Below are 21666 nucleotides of genomic sequence, written 5' to 3'. Positions count from 1 at the left end.
TTATAAAACTTTTGCTGCTGACAACATGGCCGCTATGACACGGAGATTTTCCGGTAATCTGATAGCATCGTAATGCCCTCCCTTCAAATAAGTATGTTCAAATGATCCTTTAGTGTACTTGGCCCAGTCTTTCATGTGGACAAAACTATCTCCTATATTTTGCCGCGACTTAAAGGCCCTGATAGGCCCGTTAATACGACCTGTCTGCTTATACTGCTGAGTAAGACTAATATTATGGTGAAATAACATGGTAATCCTTTCTTTTTCTTCCTCCGATCCATTAAGATCATCCAACCAGTTTTCCAACAATGCCAGTTCTTCTCTTAAAGTCTCGTCGTCACCAATACCCGTTTTACTCTTACGGGATTTGGACTCGCTAACATTCCTGTCCAGTAATACCAGCTGTACCTCTACCCCTTTTTGCTCTAATATTTTTGCGACCTCAAAAGCTACAGTCCCTCCAAAAGAGAAACCCAGCAACGTACATACCCTCGTCGTATCCTGCTCCATAAAAGCTTTGGCAAAACGTTCGGCTTTTATTGCAATACTCTGGTCAAAGTCAGCTTTATTCATAAATCCGGCATCCTGCCAACCAAAACAGTTGAAAGTTCCTTCTACTACATTCGCCAGATCCAGGTAAATAAAAGAAGCGCCTACCAGAGGAGGACAACAATACAATGCCGGAAGCCCGGGATAGATATTGTTAAGCGGGATCAAAATGTCGTCTTTCTTTTCCTTCGGCGCCAGTAGGATCAGTTCTCTGATCGTCGGATATCTTAAAATATCACTCAGCGTCAGTTGCCAGTCTAATTGCTGGTTCATTCTCTGCGTCAGTTGTATCAGCTTGAGTGAATGCCCGCCTACTGCAAAGAAATTATCGGTAACACCCACCTTGGCAACCTGAAGCACGCCTTTCCAGATATCCGCTATTTGTATCTCCAATGCTGTTTCCGGACTTACATACGCATCTTCATCCCTGAGTTCCGGAACCGGCAATGCCTTGTAATCCAGTTTACCACTGTTATTCACCGGCAGCTGCTCCAGTTGGATGAACCAGGTAGGTATCATGTAAGCAGGCAGCCATCGTTCCAGGTAACTACGAAGCTCCCCAGATGACAAAGAACGATCTGCCGTATAGTAAGCCACCAGGTAAGCACTCCCCTCCCGATCATAGACCGTTACTACACCGGAACGCATAGCTTCATGACGCAGCAAAGATTGAACGATCTCGTCCTTTTCTATACGGTAACCACGGATCTTCACCTGACCATCCATGCGACCCAGATAAATGATGTTACCGTCGGGCTGCCAACGGGCCAGATCACCCGTATGGTATTGACGACCCAACTCCGTCTGTCGGAAGCGGCTATCCGTCAACGTTGCCTCATTCAGGTAACAACGGGCCACCTGGATACCGCCAATGCACAACTCCCCGGCTACTCCCACTGGCACCGGATTGCCCGACACATCCAGGATAGACAAACGCGTGTTGCTCACCGGCCGGCCGATAGGCACCAGATCACCGGTATAACCATCCGGAACCTGCCAGTAGCTCACCTCTATGCCTGCCTCCGTCGGCCCATAAAGGTTATATAAAGTAACATGCGGTAGTTTAGACTGTAAATGTTTTATATGGTGCGGCAACAGCGACTCTCCACTGCATAACACCCGCACCAGCGAAGGAAGATCACCCACACTTAACACATCCAAAAATGCAGATAACATCGAAGGCACAAAATGAACCGTGGTGATACCACTACGTTCCAACGCCTCCTTAATATAAACAGGGTCTTTATGTCCCTCCGGACTGGCTAAATGTAAACAGGCCCCACTCACCAACGGCCAGCATAACTCATTTAAGGATACATCAAAGCCAATACTGGTCTTCTGCAATAAACGATCTTCAATATGCAATCCAAAATAAGAAAGGCCCCACTGCAAGCGGTTCAATAATCCACCGTGTTCATTTGCCACTCCCTTAGGACGACCACTCGTTCCAGAAGTATAGATCACATAAGCAATATTACTACTGGTCGCAGAACGGGGTACTTTTGATGTAGGATAAACAGATACAGCAGACCATTCAGTATCTACATGAAGATGATGACCGTGAAGAGGCTGACCATCCATAAATAGCTGATCCATTAAACCATTACCACGATTACTACTCAACACCACGGAGGCCCCACTATCCGACAACATATAACCTAAACGATCTTCAGGATAAGACGGATCTAAAGGCACATAAGCACCTCCCGCCTTCAGTACGCCTAACAACGAGATAACCAGCTCCAGGCTACGGTCCATACATACCGGCACTAACACATCCGGTCCTACTCCCTGCGCCAACAGGTAATGCCCTAACTGATTGGAGCGTTCATCCAGCTCCCTATAGGTCAGGGCCGCTCCCTCAAAATAAACGGCAACACCCGCCGGAGTCTGCAATGCCTGTCTTTCAAACAGATCAGCAACCGTGTCAAAGGCTTCATAATGGTGTATCGCTCCTTGTGATAACAGCTCCAGTTGTTCGGCTTCGCCGGTACCCAGCAATGATAATGTTCCGATATGACCGGAAGGAGACGCCACGACAGCACTTAATAATGACAGGTAATGCCCTCCTAACCGCTCTATCGTACTCGCACCGAACAGATCGGTGCAGTATTCTATACCCACTGACAGTCCCTCTGCCAGCACCGTTACCGACAGCGTCAGGTCAAACTTGGAGGTCCGCTGCTCAGCTGCCACATCGCGGATCGTTATATCTGCTAATGCCAACCCTCCTTCCTCCTGTTCATGCTCTAATAAAAACATCACCTGGAACAACGGGCTGCGACTCATATCACGCTGATCGGTCAACTGCTCTACCACTTTCTCAAATGGAACATCCTGGTGATCATAATCCGATAACAATCCGGACTTCAGCGACGCTAACAACGTGGTAAAAGGTTCCCTACCGGATACCGTACTCCGGATAGCCAAAGTATTGACAAAAAAGCCCAACAAGCCTTCCTGCTCCTGGTGACTGCGGCCTGCAACAGGAGTACCTACGCAGATATCTGACTGACCCGTATAACGATAGAGCAACACCTTAAACACCGACAACAATGTCATAAACAAAGTCACACCATGCGATTGGGATAAAGCCTGCAAGTCAGCCGTCAGCGTCTTATTCACCGACAAATACCGGACAGCGCCCCGCTGGCTCTGAACAGCCGGACGTGGATAATCCAAAGGCAGTTCCAGCGGATATAAGCCACCCAACCGGTTCCGCCAGTAGTCCAGCTTGGGAGCCAGTAGCGCTCCTTCCAGGTAAGAGCGTTGCCATAGCGCATAGTCGGCATATTGTATCCGCAATGCCGGCAACACAGCAGGCACTCCCTGACGATGAGCCGCATAAACGGCAGATAACTCTTTCACCAGAACACCGGTAGACCAGGCATCAAAAGCAATATGATGTACCACCAGCACCAGCCGGTAACTAGCATCGTCAAGCAGGAACAAACTCGCGCGCAACATATAATCTGAAGACAGATCAAACGGTACTAGTAGTAACGATGTAATACCTGTTTCCAGCGCCCCTGTATCATTCCTATAGATATCCTCATTAATTACCCTCAATTCCCAGTCCGCGCTATCCATGATCTGTTGATAGGGTAAGCCGTCTATCGTTTGTATGACCGTTCGCAATACCTCATGACGCTCGATCACCTGGCGGAATGCAGCGATTAATGCTGCTATATCTAATTGTCCTGCAAGATCAAGGACGGCACTGATATGATAGTGTTCACTACCTCCCACCTGATCTATAAACCAAAGCCGTTCCTGGCTATAGGACAATGGCAGATGAACAGGACGTTCGCCTGCTACAATGGCCGGTATGAGCGGCACCGATGGCTGTTCTGACAAGTAGGTAGATAAGGCCGAGATAGTGGGATACTGGAACAACGCCTTAACGGGTACTTCTATTCCCAGCTCTTTACGAAGAGCCGCCAACAATCGCATGATCAGTAATGAGTGACCTCCCAGCGAGAAAAAGTTATCCGTTATGCCAATAGGTGTACGACCTAACAATTGTTCCCACATATCTACCAGCTGCTGCTCCAGTTCATTACGGGCACCTGCATAAACAGTATCCGGCACCATATCAGGAACAGGTAAAGCTCCTTTATCCAATTTCCCATTCACTGTTAAGGGAAAACTATCCATATCTATTAACTGCGTAGGCAGCATATATCCCGGCACCTTACTACTTAGATAAGACAATAACCCATCCGGGTCACGCTCGCCGGCCCATACCACATACCCCAGTAACTGCGCCGTATGCGGAGCAACACTGTATAATCGTACTGCGGCCTGCTGTACACCATCGTATGACTGTAGTACCTCTTCTATCTCTCCTAATTCTATTCGATAACCACGCAATTTGATCTGCTCATCCTTTCTTCCTACAAAAAGGATATTACCATCTGACTGACGCCGACAAAGATCTCCCGTACGGTACATCCGATTACCAGGGATAAAAGGATCAGCGACAAAAACACTTGCATTCAGCAAGGGCTGATTTAAATAACCATTACTTACCTGGACACCAGACAGGTAGAGCTCTCCGGTAACCCCTTCCGGCTGTAACTGTCCGAAGTCATCTAATATATAAGCCGACACATTCGCCAAGGGCCGCCCTATCGGCACTACGCCCGAAGGAGCAACTGAACTTATACTACTAGGATATTCCAACGCCGTCACCGTAGTCTCCGTTGGACCATACTCATTATAAAAACTTACACGGTCTTTCCATCTCAGCAACAGTTCCCGGCTGCATACATCACCACCGGCTATCAACCGCTTTAGTCCTGCTAGACGGCCATCCGGTAATTGTTCCAGGAAACCTGGCGTCGCATGAAGGTGCGTCACACCCGTTGCTTCCAATAAAGAAGTAAAGCCGGCAATGTCTAGCTCCAATCCCTGCGGATAAAGTACCAGGCTACTGCCATTACATAAACTCAGGAAAATCTGTTCTACAGATGCATCAAAACTATAGTTTGAAAACTGAAGTATCCGGTCTGCCGACGTGATATTCATGGCAGCAGTCTGGGCATGTACCAGGTTCACCACACCACCATGGGTGATCGTCACCCCCTTCGGACGACCCGTAGAACCGGAAGTATAGATCACATACGCCACGTCTGAGGGACTTACCTGCCCCACAACGTGATCACTATAATTGTCTGTTAATGAAGGAAGCCGGTCAACCATCAGCAACTCATAGGCATCCACATTAGTAGATAATATAGACTGTTGCGCAGAGTGCGTAACTACCAACCGGGCACCGGTATCCGACAACATATAATGTAAACGATCCGCAGGATAAGATGGGTCCATCGGAACATATCCCGCTCCTGCCTTCAGAATACCAAGCATACCTACTATCATTTCCAGGTTACGTCCGGTGCAAAGGCCGATCAGCATTCCATGTCCGGCTCCCTTGATCGACAAGTAATGCGCCAACTGGCTGGAACGTTTATCTAAATCCGCATAGGTAAGGTTATCATCGCCGTATATTACAGCTATGCCATCTCCATTATAGATGACCTGTTCTCTGAACAGATCCAGCAACGTTTGATCTGCCGGATAAGTCAATACCGGACCATGCGACATCGACAATAGCGCTGCTGTTTCATCGGCACCCAGTAACGGTAGTGTTCCGATATGCCCCGAAGGAGACGCCACGACTGCACCTAATAATGATAGGTAATGCCCTCCTAACCGCTCTATCGTGCTCGCACCGAACAGATCGGTGCAGTATTCTATACCCAGCAATAATTCTTCTGCCAGCACCGTTACCGACAACGTCAGGTCAAACTTGGAGGTCCGCTGCTCGGCTGCCACATCGCGGATCGTTATATCTGCTAATGCCAACCCTCCTTCCTCCTGTTCATGCTCTAATAAAAACATCACCTGGAACAACGGGCTGCGACTCATATCACGCTGATCGGTCAACTGCTCTACCACCTTCTCAAATGAAACATCCTGGTGATCATAATCCGATAACAATCCGGACTTCAGCGACGCTAACAACGTGGTAAAAGGTTCCCTACCGGATACCGTACTCCGGATAGCCAAAGTATTGACAAAAAAGCCCAACAAGCCCTCCTGCTCCTGGTGACTGCGGCCTGCAACAGGAGTACCTACGCAGATATCTGACTGACCCGTATAACGATAGAGCAACACCTTAAACACCGACAACAATGTCATAAACAAAGTCACACCATGCGATTGGGATAAAGCCTGCAAGTCAGCCGTCAGCTCCCGATCTATCCGCAAGCGATGAACAGCACCCCGCTGGCTCTGAACAGCCGGACGTGGATAATCCAAAGGCAGTTCCAACGGAGATAAGCCACCCAAACGGTTCCGCCAGTAGTCCAGCTTGGAAGCCAGTAAGGCGCCTTCCAGGTAAGAGCGTTGCCATAGCGCATAGTCGGCATATTGTATCCGCAATGCCGGCAACACAGCAGGCACTCCCTGACGATGAGCCGCATAAACGGCAGATAACTCTTTCACCAAGACACCGGTAGACCAGGCATCAAAAGCAATATGATGTACCACCAGCACCAACCGGTAACTAGTATCGTCCAGCACGAACAAACTCGCGCGCAACATATAATCTGAAGACAGATCAAACGGTACTAGTAGTAACGATGTAATACCTGTTTCCAGCGCCCCTGTATCATTCCTATAGATATCCTCGTTAATTACCCTCAATTCCCAGTCCGCGCTATCCATGATCTGTTGATAGGGTAAGCCGTCTATCGTTTGTATGACCGTTCGCAATACCTCATGACGCTCGATCACCTGGCGGAATGCAGCGGTTAATGCTGCTATATCTAATTGTCCTGCAAGATCAAGGACGGCACTGATATGATAGTGTTCACTACCTCCCACCTGATCTATAAACCAAAGCCGTTCCTGGCTATAGGACAATGGTAGATGAACAGGACGTTCGCCTGCTACAATGGCCGGTATGAGCGGCACCGATGGCTGTTCTGACAAGTAGGTAGATAAGACCGAGATAGTGGGATACTGGAACAACGCCTTAACGGGTACTTCTATTCCCAGCTCTTTACGAAGAGCCGCCAACAATCGCATGATCAGTAATGAGTGACCTCCCAGCGAGAAAAAGTTATCCGTTATGCCAATAGGTGTACGACCTAACAATTGTTCCCACATATCTACCAGCTGTTGTTCCAGTCCATTACGGGCAGGTATGTAAGGAACATCTGAAGTAATATCCGGAACCGGCAATGCCTTGTAATCCAGTTTACCACTGTTATTCACCGGCAGCTGCTCCAGTTGGATGAACCAGGTAGGTATCATGTAAGCAGGCAGCCATTGTTCCAGGTAACTACGAAGCTCCCCGGATGACAAAGAACGATCTGCCGTATAGTAAGCCACCAGGTAAGCACTCCCCTCCCGATCATAGACCGTTACTACACCGGAACGCATAGCTTCATGACGCAGCAAAGATTGAACGATCTCGTCCTTTTCTATACGGTAACCACGGATCTTCACCTGACCATCCATGCGACCCAGATAAATGATGTTACCGTCGGGCTGCCAACGGGCCAGATCACCCGTATAGTATTGACGACCCAACTCCGTCTGCCGGAAGCGGCTATCCGTCAACGTTGCCTCATTCAGGTAACAACGGGCCACCTGGATACCGCCAATGCACAACTCCCCGGCTACTCCCACTGGCACCGGATTGCCCGACACATCCAGGATAGACAAACGCGTGTTGCTCACCGGCCGGCCGATAGGCACCAGATCACCGGTATAACCATCCGGAACCTGCCAGTAGCTCACCTCTATGCCTGCCTCCGTCGGCCCATAAAGGTTATATAAAGTAACATGCGGTAGTTTAGACTGTAAATGTTTTATATGGTGCGGCAACAGCGACTCTCCACTACATAACACCCGCACCAGCGAAGGAAGATCACCCACACTTAACACATCCAAAAATGCAGATAACATCGAAGGCACAAAATGAACCGTGGTGATACCACTACGTTCCAACGCCTCCTTAATATAAACAGGGTCTTTATGTCCCTCCGGACTGGCTAAATGTAAACAGGCCCCACTCACCAACGGCCAGCATAACTCATTTAAGGATACATCAAAGCCAATACTGGTCTTCTGCAATAAACGATCTTCAATATGCAATCCAAAATAAGAAAGGCCCCACTGCAAGCGGTTCAATAATCCACCGTGTTCATTTGCCACTCCCTTAGGACGACCACTCGTTCCAGAAGTATAGATCACATAAGCAATATTACTACTGGTCGCAGAACGGGGTACTTTTGATGTAGGATAAACAGATACAGCAGACCATTCAGTATCTACATGAAGATGATGACCGTGAAGAGGCTGACCATCCATAAATAGCTGATCCATTAAACCATTACCACGATTACTACTCAACACCACGGAGGCCCCACTATCCGACAACATATAACCTAAACGATCTTCAGGATAAGACGGATCTAAAGGCACATAAGCACCTCCCGCCTTCAGTACGCCTAACAACGAGATAACCAGCTCCAGGCTACGGTCCATACATACCGGCACTAACACATCCGGTCCTACTCCCTGCGCCAACAGGTAATGCCCTAACTGATTGGAGCGTTCATCCAGCTCCCTATAAGTCAGGGCCGCTCCCTCAAAATAAACGGCAACACCCGCCGGAGTCTGCAATGCCTGTCTTTCAAACAGATCAGCAACCGTGTCAAAGGCTTCATAATGGTGTATCGCTCCTTGTGATAACAGCTCCAGTTGTTCGGCTTCACCGGTACCCAGCAATGATAATGTTCCGATATGACCGGAAGGAGACGCCACGACAGCGCTTAATAATGACAGGTAATGCCCTCCTAACCGCTCTATCGTGCTCGCACCGAACAGATCGGTGCAGTATTCTATACCCACTGACAGTCCCTCTGCCAGCACCGTTACCGACAGCGTCAGGTCAAACTTGGAGGTCCGCTGCTCAGCTGCCACATCGCGGATCGTTATATCTGCTAATGCCAACCCTCCTTCCTCCTGTTCATGCTCTAATAAAAACATCACCTGGAACAATGGACTGCGACTCATATCACGCTGATCAACCAACTGCTCTACCACTTTCTCAAATGGAACATCCTGGTGATCATAGTCCGATAACAATCCGGACTTCAGCGACGCTAACAACGTGGTAAAAGGTTCCCTACCGGATACCGTACTCCGGATAGCCAAAGTATTGACAAAAAAGCCCAACAAGCCTTCCTGCTCCTGGTGACTACGGCCTGCAACAGGAGTACCTACGCAGATATCTGACTGACCTGTATAACGATAGAGCAACACCTTAAACACCGACAACAATGTCATAAACAAAGTCACACCATGCGATTGGGATAAAGCCTGCAAGTCGGCCGTCAGCTCCCGATCTATCCGCAAACGATGGATAGCACCCCGCTGGCTCTGAACAGCCGGACGTGGGTAATCCAAAGGCAGTTCCAGCGGAGATAAGCCACCCAACCGGTTCCGCCAGTAGTTCAGCTTGGAAGCCAGTAGCGCTCCTTCCAGGTAAGAGCGTTGCCATAGCGCATAGTCGGCGTATTGTATCCGCAATGCTGGCAGTACAGCAAGTACTCCCTGACGATAAGCCGGAATACCCTCAGCATGAGCCGCATAAAGGGCAGACAACTCCTTCACCAGGACACCGGTAGACCAGGCATCAAAAGCAATATGATGTACCACCAGCACTAACCGGTAACTAGCATCGTCCAGTACAAACAAACTGGCGCGCAACATATAATCTGAAGACAGATCAAAGGGCGTCAGCAGCAGGGTCGAGATACCGGCCGCTAAAGCTCCCGGATCTTGTTTGTAAATATCCTCATCAATCACACGCAACTGCCACTCCGCACCGTCCATGATCTGCTGATAAGGCGTACCGTCTATCGTTCGTATAACCGTTCGCAACACCTCATGACGTTCGATCACCTGGCGGAATGCAGCGGTTAATGCTGCTATATCTAATTGTCCTGCAAGATCAAGGACGGCACTGATATGATAGTGTTCACTACCTCCCACCTGATCTATAAACCAAAGCCGTTCCTGGCTATAGGACAATGGCAGATGAACAGGACGTTCGCCTGCTACAATGGCCGGTATGAGCGGCACCGATGGCTGTTCTGACAAGTAGGTAGATAAGGCCGAGATAGTGGGATACTGGAACAACGCCTTAACGGGTACTTCTATTCCCAGCTCTTTACGAAGAGCCGCCAACAATCGCATGATCAGTAATGAGTGACCTCCCAGCGAGAAAAAGTTATCCGTTATGCCAATAGGTGCACGACCTAACAATTGTTCCCACATATCTACCAGCTGCTGCTCCAGTTCATTACGGGCACCTGCATAAACAGTATCCGGCACCATATCAGGAACAGGTAAAGCTCCTTTATCCAATTTCCCATTCACTGTTAAGGGAAAACTATCCATATCTATTAACTGCGTAGGCAGCATATATCCCGGCACCTTACTACTCAGATAAGACAATAACCCATCCGGGTCACGCTCGCCGGCCCATACCACATATCCCAGTAACTGCGCCGTATGCGGAGCAACACTGTATAATCGTACTGCGGCCTGCTGTACACCATCGTATGACTGTAGTACCTCTTCTATCTCTCCTAATTCTATACGATAACCACGCAATTTGATCTGCTCATCCTTTCTTCCTACAAAAAGGATATTACCATCTGACTGACGCCGACAAAGATCTCCCGTACGGTACATCCGGTTACCAGGGATAAAAGGATCAGCGACAAAAACACTTGCATTCAGCAAGGGCTGATTTAAATAACCATTACTTACCTGGACACCAGACAGGTAGAGCTCTCCGGTAACCCCTTCCGGCTGTAACTGTCCGAAGTCATCTAATATATAAGCCGACACATTCGCCAAGGGCCGCCCTATCGGCACTACGCCCGAAGGAGCAACTGAACTTATACTACTAGGATATTCCAACGCCGTCACCGTAGTCTCCGTTGGACCATACTCATTATAAAAACTTACACGGTCTTTCCATCTCAGCAACAGTTCCCGGCTGCATACATCACCACCGGCTATCAATCGCTTCAGTCCTGCTAGACGGCCATCCGGTAATTGTTCCAGGAAACCTGGCGTCGCATGAAGGTGCGTCACACCCGTTGCTTCCAATAAAGAAGTAAAACCGGTAATGTCTAGCTCCAATCCCTGCGGATAAAGTACCAGGCTACTACCATTACATAAACTCAGGAAAATCTGTTCTACAGATGCATCAAAACTATAGTTTGAAAACTGAAGTATCCGGTCTACCGACGTGATATTCATGGCAGCAGTCTGGGCATGTACCAGGTTCACCACACCACCATGGGTGATCGTCACCCCCTTCGGACGACCCGTAGAACCGGAAGTATAGATCACATACGCCACGTCTGAGGGACTTACCTGCCCCACAACGTGATCACTATAATTGTCTGTTAATGAAGGAAGCCGGTCAACCATCAGCAGCTCATAGGCATCCACATTAGTAGATAATATAGACTGTTGCGCAGAGTGCGTAACTACCAACCGGGCACCGGTATCCGACAACATATAATGTAAACGATCCGCAGGATAAGATGGGTCCATCGGAACATATCCCGCTCCTGCCTTCAGAATACCAAGCATACCTACTATCATTTCCAGGTTACGTCCGGTGCAAAGGCCGATCAGCATTCCATGTCCGGCTCCCTTGATCGACAGGTAATGCGCCAACTGGCTGGAACGTTTATCTAAATCCGCATAGGTAAGGTTATCATCGCCGTATATTACAGCTATGCCATCTCCATTATAGATGACCTGTTCTCTGAACAGATCCAGCAACGTTTGATCTGCCGGATAAGTCAATACCGGACCATGCGACATCGACAATAGCGCTGCTGTTTCATCGGCACCCAGTAACGGTAGTGTTCCGATATGCCCCGAAGGAGACGCCACGACTGCACCTAATAATGATAGGTAATGCCCTCCTAACCGCTCTATCGTGCTCGCACCGAACAGATCGGTGCAGTATTCTATACCCAGCAATAATTCTTCTGCCAGCACCGTTACCGACAACGTCAGGTCAAACTTGGAGGTCCGCTGCTCAGCTGCCACATCGCGGATCGTTATATCTGCTAATGCCAGCCCTCCTTCCTCCTGTTCATGCTCTAATAAAAACATCACCTGGAACAACGGGCTGCGACTCATATCACGCTGATCGGTCAACTGCTCTACCACTTTCTCAAATGGAACATCCTGGTGATCATAATCCGATAACAATCCGGACTTCAGCGACGCTAACAACGTGGTAAAAGGTTCCATACCGGATACCGTACTCCGGATAGCCAAAGTATTGACAAAAAAGCCCAACAAGCCTTCCTGCTCCTGGTGACTGCGGCCTGCAACAGGAGTACCTACGCAGATATCTGACTGACCTGTATAACGATAGAGCAACACCTTAAACACCGACAACAATGTCATAAACAAAGTCACACCATGCGATTGGGATAAAGCCTGCAAGTCAGCCGTCAGCTCCCGATCTATCCGCAAGCGATGGATAGCACCCCGCTGGCTCTGAACAGCCGGACGTGGGTAGTCCAAAGGCAGTTCCAACGGAGATAAGCCACCCAAACGGTTTCGCCAGTAGTCCAGCTTGGAAGCCAGTAGCGCTCCTTCCAGGTAAGAGCGTTGCCATAGCGCATAGTCGGCATATTGTATCCGCAATGCCGGCAACACAGCAGGCACTCCCTGACGATGAGCCGCATAAACGGCAGATAACTCTTTCACCAAGACACCGGTAGACCAGGCATCAAAAGCAATATGATGTACCACCAGCACCAACCGGTAACTAGCATCGTCCAGTACAAACAAACTGGCGCGCAACATGTAATCTGAAGACAGGTCAAAGGGCGTCAGCAGCAAAGTCGAGATACCGGCCGCTAAAGCTCCCGGATCTTGTTTGTAAATGTCCTCATCAATCACACTCAACTGCCACTCCGCACCATCTATGATCTGCTGATAAGGCGTACCGTCTATCGCTTGTATGACCGTTCTCAACACCTCATGCCGACCGAGCACCTGGCGGAATGCAGCCGTTAATGCAGCTATATCTAGTTGTCCTGTAAGGTCAAGGACGGCACTGATATGATAGTGTTCACTGCCTCCCATCTGATCTATAAACCAAAGTCGTTCCTGGCTATAGGACAATGGCAGATGAGCAGGACGTTCGCCTGCTACAATGGCCGGTAATTCCTTTACCTTGTTATTGTCCAGTATATAACTACTCAGAGCAGCTATGGTGGTATATTCAAAAATTTCCTTCAACGTCAATTCAACATCCAATGCACTCCGGATCGCAATGATCATCTTGATCGCAAGTAAAGAATGACCACCCAACATAAAAAAGTCATCAGCCGTACTTATGCGATCCAATTCCAGCAACTCTTTCCATACCGCCAACAGGGATACCTCGACATCATTCACCGGCTCTTTAAAAACAGCGATCGAAAGTTTATCCGGCTCCGGCAAAGATTGTTTATCAATCTTTCCATTGGTGGTAAGGGGTAATTCTTCCAGTATGGATATTGACACCGGTACCATATAAGCAGGTAGACGTTGCCTCAAAAAAGTATAGATACTTTCCCGTTCAAAATTTTCAGTTGGCACTATATACGCAAGCAGGCCGGTGCGCTCTTTATTAGCTATAACGACAGCCTGACTCACTGAATGAAACTGCAATAATATATTCTCCACTTCTCCAGGCTCTACACGATAACCTCGTATTTTGACCTGTTCATCATACCTCCCTTCATATAATAATTCTCCTTTAAACGCCCAACGGCCTCTATCTCCCGTTCTGTACAATAATCCGTTCTGATAAGGGTGTTTTATAAATTTCTGGTCTGTAAGCTCTTGCTGACGCAGGTACCCTAAGGCAAGACCACCGCCGCCTATACATATTTCTCCCGTTATACCCTCCGGTTGCAGCTGTAAGTGCTCGTCCAACAATAGTATCTGGGTATTCCAGATCGGACGCCCTATAGAGATGTCAGATGAGCTGATTTCCTGCACAGCACATCCTACCGTGGTTTCCGTAGGACCGTATTCATTGAAAATACGCATGTCAGGATTCAAACGTTTCAGGATATTGACGTGCTCTTCAAGCAGGGCCTCTCCTCCAACGATCGCTGTATTTATTTTTGTCGACGTAATGTCTATCAGGTCTATCAATAGTATATGTGCGGGTGTCAGCTTAACTGCTGTAATTTCTTCATGGCTAAAAACAATCTGCAATGCCGCCTCTGCATCTTCTTCTATCAGAAACACCTTATCTCCTCTTATCAGACCACTTAACAGGCTTGTGATAGTCAGATCGAATGACAGGGAAGTGAAGACGCCAAAGCTATGCCCTGCCGTACCTTGAAAATAATAATGGTTAGCCCAGTGGAGATAATTCATTAAAGCCCGGTGGGGAACCATTACACCTTTAGGAGTACCACTAGAGCCAGATGTATAGATAATATAAGCAGGGTCCTCTAAACTATTAACAATAGATAATCCTTCACTACTCAAATTATCTAAAGTAAACTCAAGCTCATCTGTTGTCAGCGTAGTTCCCTCCCAGCTGATATCCGTCCTATCGGTGATCAATATCTCTACACCAGCATCACGAAGTAAGAGCAGAACACGGTCAGTAGGATACGACACATCAATGGGCAGGTAAGGAGCTCCCGTTTTCAGTACTCCTATAATTGAGATAGCTGACCATACATTTCTTTTCAACAGGATAGCGACCGGCACATCTTTTCCCGTTCTATGTTGCTGCAGCCGATGTGCCAGTTTATTTGACTTTTCTTCCAGATCGCTGTAGCTATAGCTACCTTTTTTGTCCACTAACGCTATCCGATCCGGATAAGTAACACTATGAGTGGAAAAATAAGTGGTTAACAGTTCTTCTGAAGGCAACCGGACCTCTTGGGTATGCATTGCCAACAAATGTTGCTTTTCCGCTTCAGAAAGGTAGGATATGCTATTTAACGGGGCATCATTGTCTGACAATATTACCGTCATTATCTGTTGAAAGTGAGCCCCCATTTGTATAATACGCGCCTTTTCAAAAAGATCCGTATTATATTCCAATATCAACCTGATGCCATCTGTATTTTCCAGGAACCAGAAACTCAAGTCATAGAGGCTTGAAGTTACTTCCACCTGGTAGTTATCTATAGATAGCTGATCCATAAGCGCATCAGCTTGCTCTCTATCTTTGTCCTGCCAGATAACTGCAACATCAAACAATGCCGTTCTGCTGATATCCCGTACTACATTCAATTCTTCTATCAACCGTTCGAAAGGATAGTTTTGGTAGTTGTAGGCGTCTACCATCGTCTCCCTAACCACCTCCAGATAATCATCAAAGTTAGTCGTGCCATCCAGGTAGGTGCGTAAAACAACATTATTGACATAAAATCCTACCTGATTCTCCAAATCAGGATGTTCACGCCCGCTCACCGGCATCCCTATGATAATATCGTTTTGACCGGTATATCTGTATAGAAGCGTATTCACTAACGCAACCAGCCCCATAAACAGGGTAGCCCCATTGGCGTCTGTTTTCTGTTGCAAACTGTTCTTTAATGCTACCGGCAATTGTATTTTCAGTTGTTCTCCTCGGAAGCTTTGTCTTAATGGTCTTGGCTTATCCAACGGAAGCTCCAGTAGCGGTAGTGTCCCGTTCAACTTTTCATGCCAATATTTACGCGCCTCCTGTTGCTTTTGATCAACATTGGCTATTTGCCAATGGGTATAGTCCCTGTACTGTATACGTAAATCTGATCTACTAATCATCTGCGCTGCAACACCTGCATTATAGCCAGCTATTATTTCTCTTAACAAAAGCGCTACAGACCACTCATCTGATACAATATGATGAATAGAAAGCACCATCAAGTGTTCATTTGAAGCTAGCTGCAACATCACAATACGTATCAATGGCCCATTTTCAAGATCGAACGCTCGCTCACCTTCCTGTCTGATCTTATTCAGAATAGCCGCTTCCTTGTTCGTAGCATAGGTGGACGCTTCATACCGCACATGAACATTCATTTCTTCATATGGGACAATGTATTGTCTTGGCTCTCCTTCAAATACCTGAAAGCGGGTGCGCAAGCTCTCATGGCGACGTATTACCTGTTCAAAAGCTTTATCGAATGCCTCCTTATTAAAGATGCCCTTGATCAGATAAGCAACCGGCCTGCTGTAAGCTACCATCCCTTCTTCTAACTGATGTAAGACCCATAGTCGTCGCTGGGCAAAAGATAGCGGATAGTGAGCCTGTGGCGCTGCCGGAGGAATAGGTTCATAATTCACCTTTATCGATGCCCCGATCAGGGCAGCCTGAGCGGCCAAGGTGGTGTGTTTGAAAATATCTGCTATCGTCAGCTGTACTTCATACTCCTTGTAGATACGCGATAGTAACTGGATCGCTTTCAGCGAAGAGCCGCCCACCACAAAAAAAGATGCCGTTCTGCTGATTCGGTCAACGCCCAGGATCTGCTGCCAGATACCAGATAATTCCTGCTCCAGACCTGCATGCGGAGCCTCATAGTTATCTCCGCCTGACAAGGAATCAGGACGTGGTAGACGCTTACGGTCTACCTTGCCATTCACATTCAACGGAAACTCCTCCAGCCAGATATAATGACCTGGCAAATGCGCTGCCGGCAACTCCTGCTCCAGCTGATGACGTAATTGCGTGCTTTCATACTGACGCCCGGTGTAGTAGCATAATAAAGTACCATTCAGTTCTTCATCCTGGTGTAGCAATAGCTCTACCTGCTCTATACCTTCCTGCCGCAACAATAACCGTTTCACCCCATCCAGTTCCACCCGCACACCATGTAACTTCACCTGGTCATCCCGTCTGCCCAGCAGTTCAAGACTTCCGTCTACACGGTAACGGCCGATGTCACCGGTACGGCATACCATATCAATACGATCGCTCAACAGCGGATTCTGTACAAACAAACTACCATTCAGGCTTTCATCCAGGTAACCGCCACTCATATAAGGGCTACGGATATAAACTTCTCCTATCTCTCCTATTCCACACAACTCGTCTCCGTCTAATACTCCAAAGACAGCATCTTTCATCGCAAAGCCCACCGGTATCGCATCACCGGCACCCCAAACCGTTTCCGTTATGTGATAACAGCTCTTTAATATCGTCGTTTCTGTCAGACCATACAGGTTAGATAACATAGCGCCTCTTCCCTGGTGAGATTGCCAGTTCTCTACATCTCTTCCATATAAGCGTTCGCCGGCCAATACAATATGCCGTAAGCTGGACAACCGCTCTCCGCTGTCTTTCAAACTGCGGGTCAGCAAGCGGAATAAAGTAGGAACCGTCTGTAACACCGTCACCTTCCGGGCAGACAACCAGGTTAGCAACTGCGGGATCTGCTGCCGGGTCCCGGCTGAAGGGACACATAAAGTGCCTCCGCTATATAGTGCAGACAATATATCCTTCAGAGAAGCATCGAAGGTCACCGGCGCCAGCTGGCTGATACGGCTCTCCCGGTTCATCCCAAAACAACCCGTATGCCACCCGATATAATGACTCAGACTATCCAACCGTCCGCGGATACCCTTCGGATGACCGGTAGAACCAGAGGTATAAAAAATGTAACCACCCTTCCCTTCCGACGGCTCAACGGCAGGAAAAGCACTCTCATAATCTTCTAATGCCACTTCCGAAGAGGTATAAACACCTTCCTGATCGCGGAGCAACCTCGCTGTAGTACCCGAAATACTGATCAGCCCATGCACATCAAGGGATAAACTGTTAAGCATATTATCACTGCTTTCCGGTAAGCCTAACAAATAAGGCACCCGGCAATCCAGCTCTTCCAGTAATGGTACCAGCGAGGTAAGTTCACCTAAAGTAGTGATCAACAGACCTGGGCGACTCTCCCGAAGCAAGTACTGTAAGCGCTTCGGTGGCTGACTCAGGTCTACAGGCATGTAGATACTACCACTCTTGATACAACCCAGCAACACAGTGACGACACCTATACCTGCTCCCAGGCAAACACCAGTACATACTTCCGTGAGGCCATAGCTATACAACAGATGCGACAAACGGTTACTCTGCCGCGATAATTCAACATAGCTGATGCTGCTGTTCTCCTCTTCTACCGCCAATCCATCCGGATTACGGGATACCTGCTCCTCTATCACAGTGATCAGCGGCACCGGGGGGGTCAATTCAAAAGGACGCGTGAAATTAGCCCGCAGCAGAACTGTATCATCTTTATGTAAAAGATCCCGTAGCCGTTGATCAGGATCCTGTAATAAACCGCTTAAAACAGTATGTAGATCGCTCACCATTTGTTCTATACGCGGACGATCATACAGATCCGTATTATATTCTATACTTCCGCTGATGCGGCCATCCTGTTCCACAAACTGGAAACGAAGGTCTCCCTTACTAATATGTAGCTCCGGATGTTCTGCCGTTACACTGATCCCATGCATATGTAGGGAATGACCATGGTTCACATCGATATTCTGTAATATTATCGCTACATCGAACAGCGGATTCCGGCTCAGATCTGCGCCAACGCCCAACTCCTCTACCAGGTGGTCAAAAGGATAGCCCTGATGTGCAAAACCCTCAAGAGATACCGATTTGATCTGCGACAGGTAGGTATTAAAGCTATCTTCTCCGGAAGGGTAACTGCGTAGTGCCAGCGTATTCAGGTAATAACCAACCTGTTCTTCCAGGTCCGGATGTTCACGTCCTGCAACAGGAGTACCAATGATCAGGTCCTGCTGACCGGTATACCGGTACAGTAAGGTTTTGACAACCGTCAACAATCCCATAAACAATGTCGCACCACGGCTGTCCAAGTAAGTCCTGAATGAGGAACTTATTGTACTTTCTATAATAAACTGTAGCTGATCACCACGATAACTCGGTACAGACGGACGGGTATGGTCCGGTATCAGCGCCAGTACCGGCAGGTCTCCACTTAAACGGGACAACCAATATTTGCGATCCGTATCAAACTGCCCCGCTCCTATTGTATTTCGCTGCCATTCGCTATAATCTTTGTAATGGATACGAAGAGGAGACAATGGTGATGACAGACCATCACTATAAGCATTATACAGTGACAATAACTCTCGCACCATGATCTGCATGGACCATTCATCTGATATGATATGATGAATCGACAACAACAGCATATGTTGTGTGGAAGACTGCCGTAATAATGACACCCGTAACAAGGGACCTTCGCTCAGCACAAAGGGACGTTCCTGTAGTTGCTGCATAAAATGGCTCAACTGTGTCTCCCTATCGGGTAGGTCGCTGATATCTTCATACGAAATTGAAAAACCGGTGTCTGACACTTCGAGTATACGTTGTACAGGCTCTCCTCCTGACATCACAAACACAGTACGCAGGCTTTCGTGTCTTTCCAGCAAGGTCATAAATGCCGATGAGAGGGCTGCCGGATTCAATATGCCTTCCAGGTGATATACTTCAAGTCCATTGAAGGGTTGTGCGGATGATTCCCGCTGGGCAACCACCCATAGTCGTCGCTGGGCAAAAGATAGCGGATAGTGAGCCTGTGGCGCTGCCGGAGGAATAGGTTCATAATTCACCTTTATCGATGCCCCGATCAGGGCAGACTGAGCGGCCAAGGTGGTGTGTTTGAAAATATCTGCTATCGTCAGCTGTACTTCATACTCCTTGTAGATACGCGATAGTAACTGGATCGCTTTCAGCGAAGAGCCGCCCACCACAAAAAAAGATGCCGTTCTGCTGATTCGGTCAACGCCCAGGATCTGCTGCCAAATACCAGATAATTCCTGCTCCAGACCTGCATGCGGAGCCTCATAGTTATCTCCGCCTGACAAGGAATCAGGACGTGGTAGACGCTTACGGTCTACCTTGCCATTCACATTCAACGGAAACTCCTCCAGCCAGATATAATGACCTGGCAAATGCGCTGCCGGCAACTCCTGCTCCAGCTGATGACGTAATTGCGTGCTTTCATACTGACGCCCAGTATAATAGCATAATAAAGTACTATTCAGTTCTTCATCCTGGTGTAGCAATAACTCTACCTGCTCTATACCTTCCTGCCGCAACAATAACCGTTTCACCCCATCCAGTTCCACCCGCACACCATGTAACTTCACCTGGTCATCCCGTCTGCCCAGTAGTTCAAGACTTCCGTCTACACGGTAACGGCCGATGTCACCGGTACGGCATACCATATCAATACGATCGCTCACCAGCGGATTCTGTATAAACAGGGCCTCATTGAGTACTGTATCCAGGTACCCTTTAGTGACGTAAGGAGTTTTGATGTACACCTCTCCAACTTCTCCTTCTGTACAAAGTCCATTTTCATTGATCACTGCAATCAGGGTATTGGATATCGCCTGCCCTACAGGTATCACTTCACCCGGTTCCCAATCCCAATGAGGTATACGATAACAGGACTTCAATATAGTCGTTTCCGTCAGCCCATACAGGTTAGCTATGACAGCGCTTTCCCCACTTACGCTACGCCAGTTTGATACATCACGTCCATATAGCCGTTCTCCCGCCAAGGCAACATAACGTATATCCGTCAGCAGTATATTTTGCTCTTTCAGATTACGAACGACCAGGCGGAACATAGATGGTACTGTCTGCAGAAGACTTATACGCTGATCTTTGAGCCATCTGGTCAGCAAAGGTATCTGATACCTGATACCGGGAGATGGTATACATAAAGTAGCCCCTGCTGCCAGTGCAACCAGTATATCCTTTAGGGATGCATCAAATGTAACAGGTGCCAGCTGACTGATACGGGACTCTGTATTAACTTCGAATTCCTCCTGATGCCACAATATATAATGACTCAAACTTTCATGACAACCAAGTATTCCCTTGGGAAGCCCGGTTGACCCTGAAGTATAAAATATATAATTACCTGCATCTGGCGATTGCACTATATCTGGTGCTATGACATCATACTCATTCAGGGTAGTCACCGACAATTGATATATACCATCCTCCCAACGCATCACCTGCACCTTTGTTGTATCTACTTCAATGAGGTGCATTCCTTCTAATGTCAGACTGTTAATAGTGACCGCTGCGGTATCCGGCAATCCAATTAACACCGGAACAGGTATGTCATTATCTATCAATAACACCCGTACATCTTCCAATTGTTCGGCAGTTGTAATAAGTACCTTGGGGGGTGCCTGCAACAACATTAGCCTCAGCCTGTTCACCGGTTGACTCACATCTAATGGCAGATATATACTATCGCTTTTAAAACAAGCAAGCATACTGGTTACTAACCTGATAGATGAATACATTGCCACTCCGACCACATCTCCGGTCACAACACCCAGAGAAACAAGTAGATTAGCAATTTGGTTACTATTTTCAAGCAGGTGTCCATAACTAATACTGATAGCCTCCTCTTCAATTGCAACCCGGTCCTTTAGCGCTGCCGACCTGTTATCAATAACGGAATGAATGAATGATCTTGACATAATAAT

At 47.9% G+C, this 21666-nt stretch carries 1 protein-coding gene; it reads right to left on the bottom strand.

The window, feature by feature from the left end:
• Complete coding sequence (locus KTO58_RS07915) at positions 1 to 21660, bottom strand: non-ribosomal peptide synthase/polyketide synthase (protein WP_225860126.1); 21660 nt, start codon at positions 21658 to 21660, stop codon at positions 1 to 3.
• Between the last annotated feature and the right edge of the window lie 6 nt (positions 21661 to 21666).

The organism is Chitinophaga pendula (assembly GCF_020386615.1).
Lineage (GTDB): Bacteria > Bacteroidota > Bacteroidia > Chitinophagales > Chitinophagaceae > Chitinophaga > Chitinophaga pendula.
Note: the sequence above shows the minus strand (reverse complement) of the source record. Positions and strands in the feature narration are given on the sequence as shown.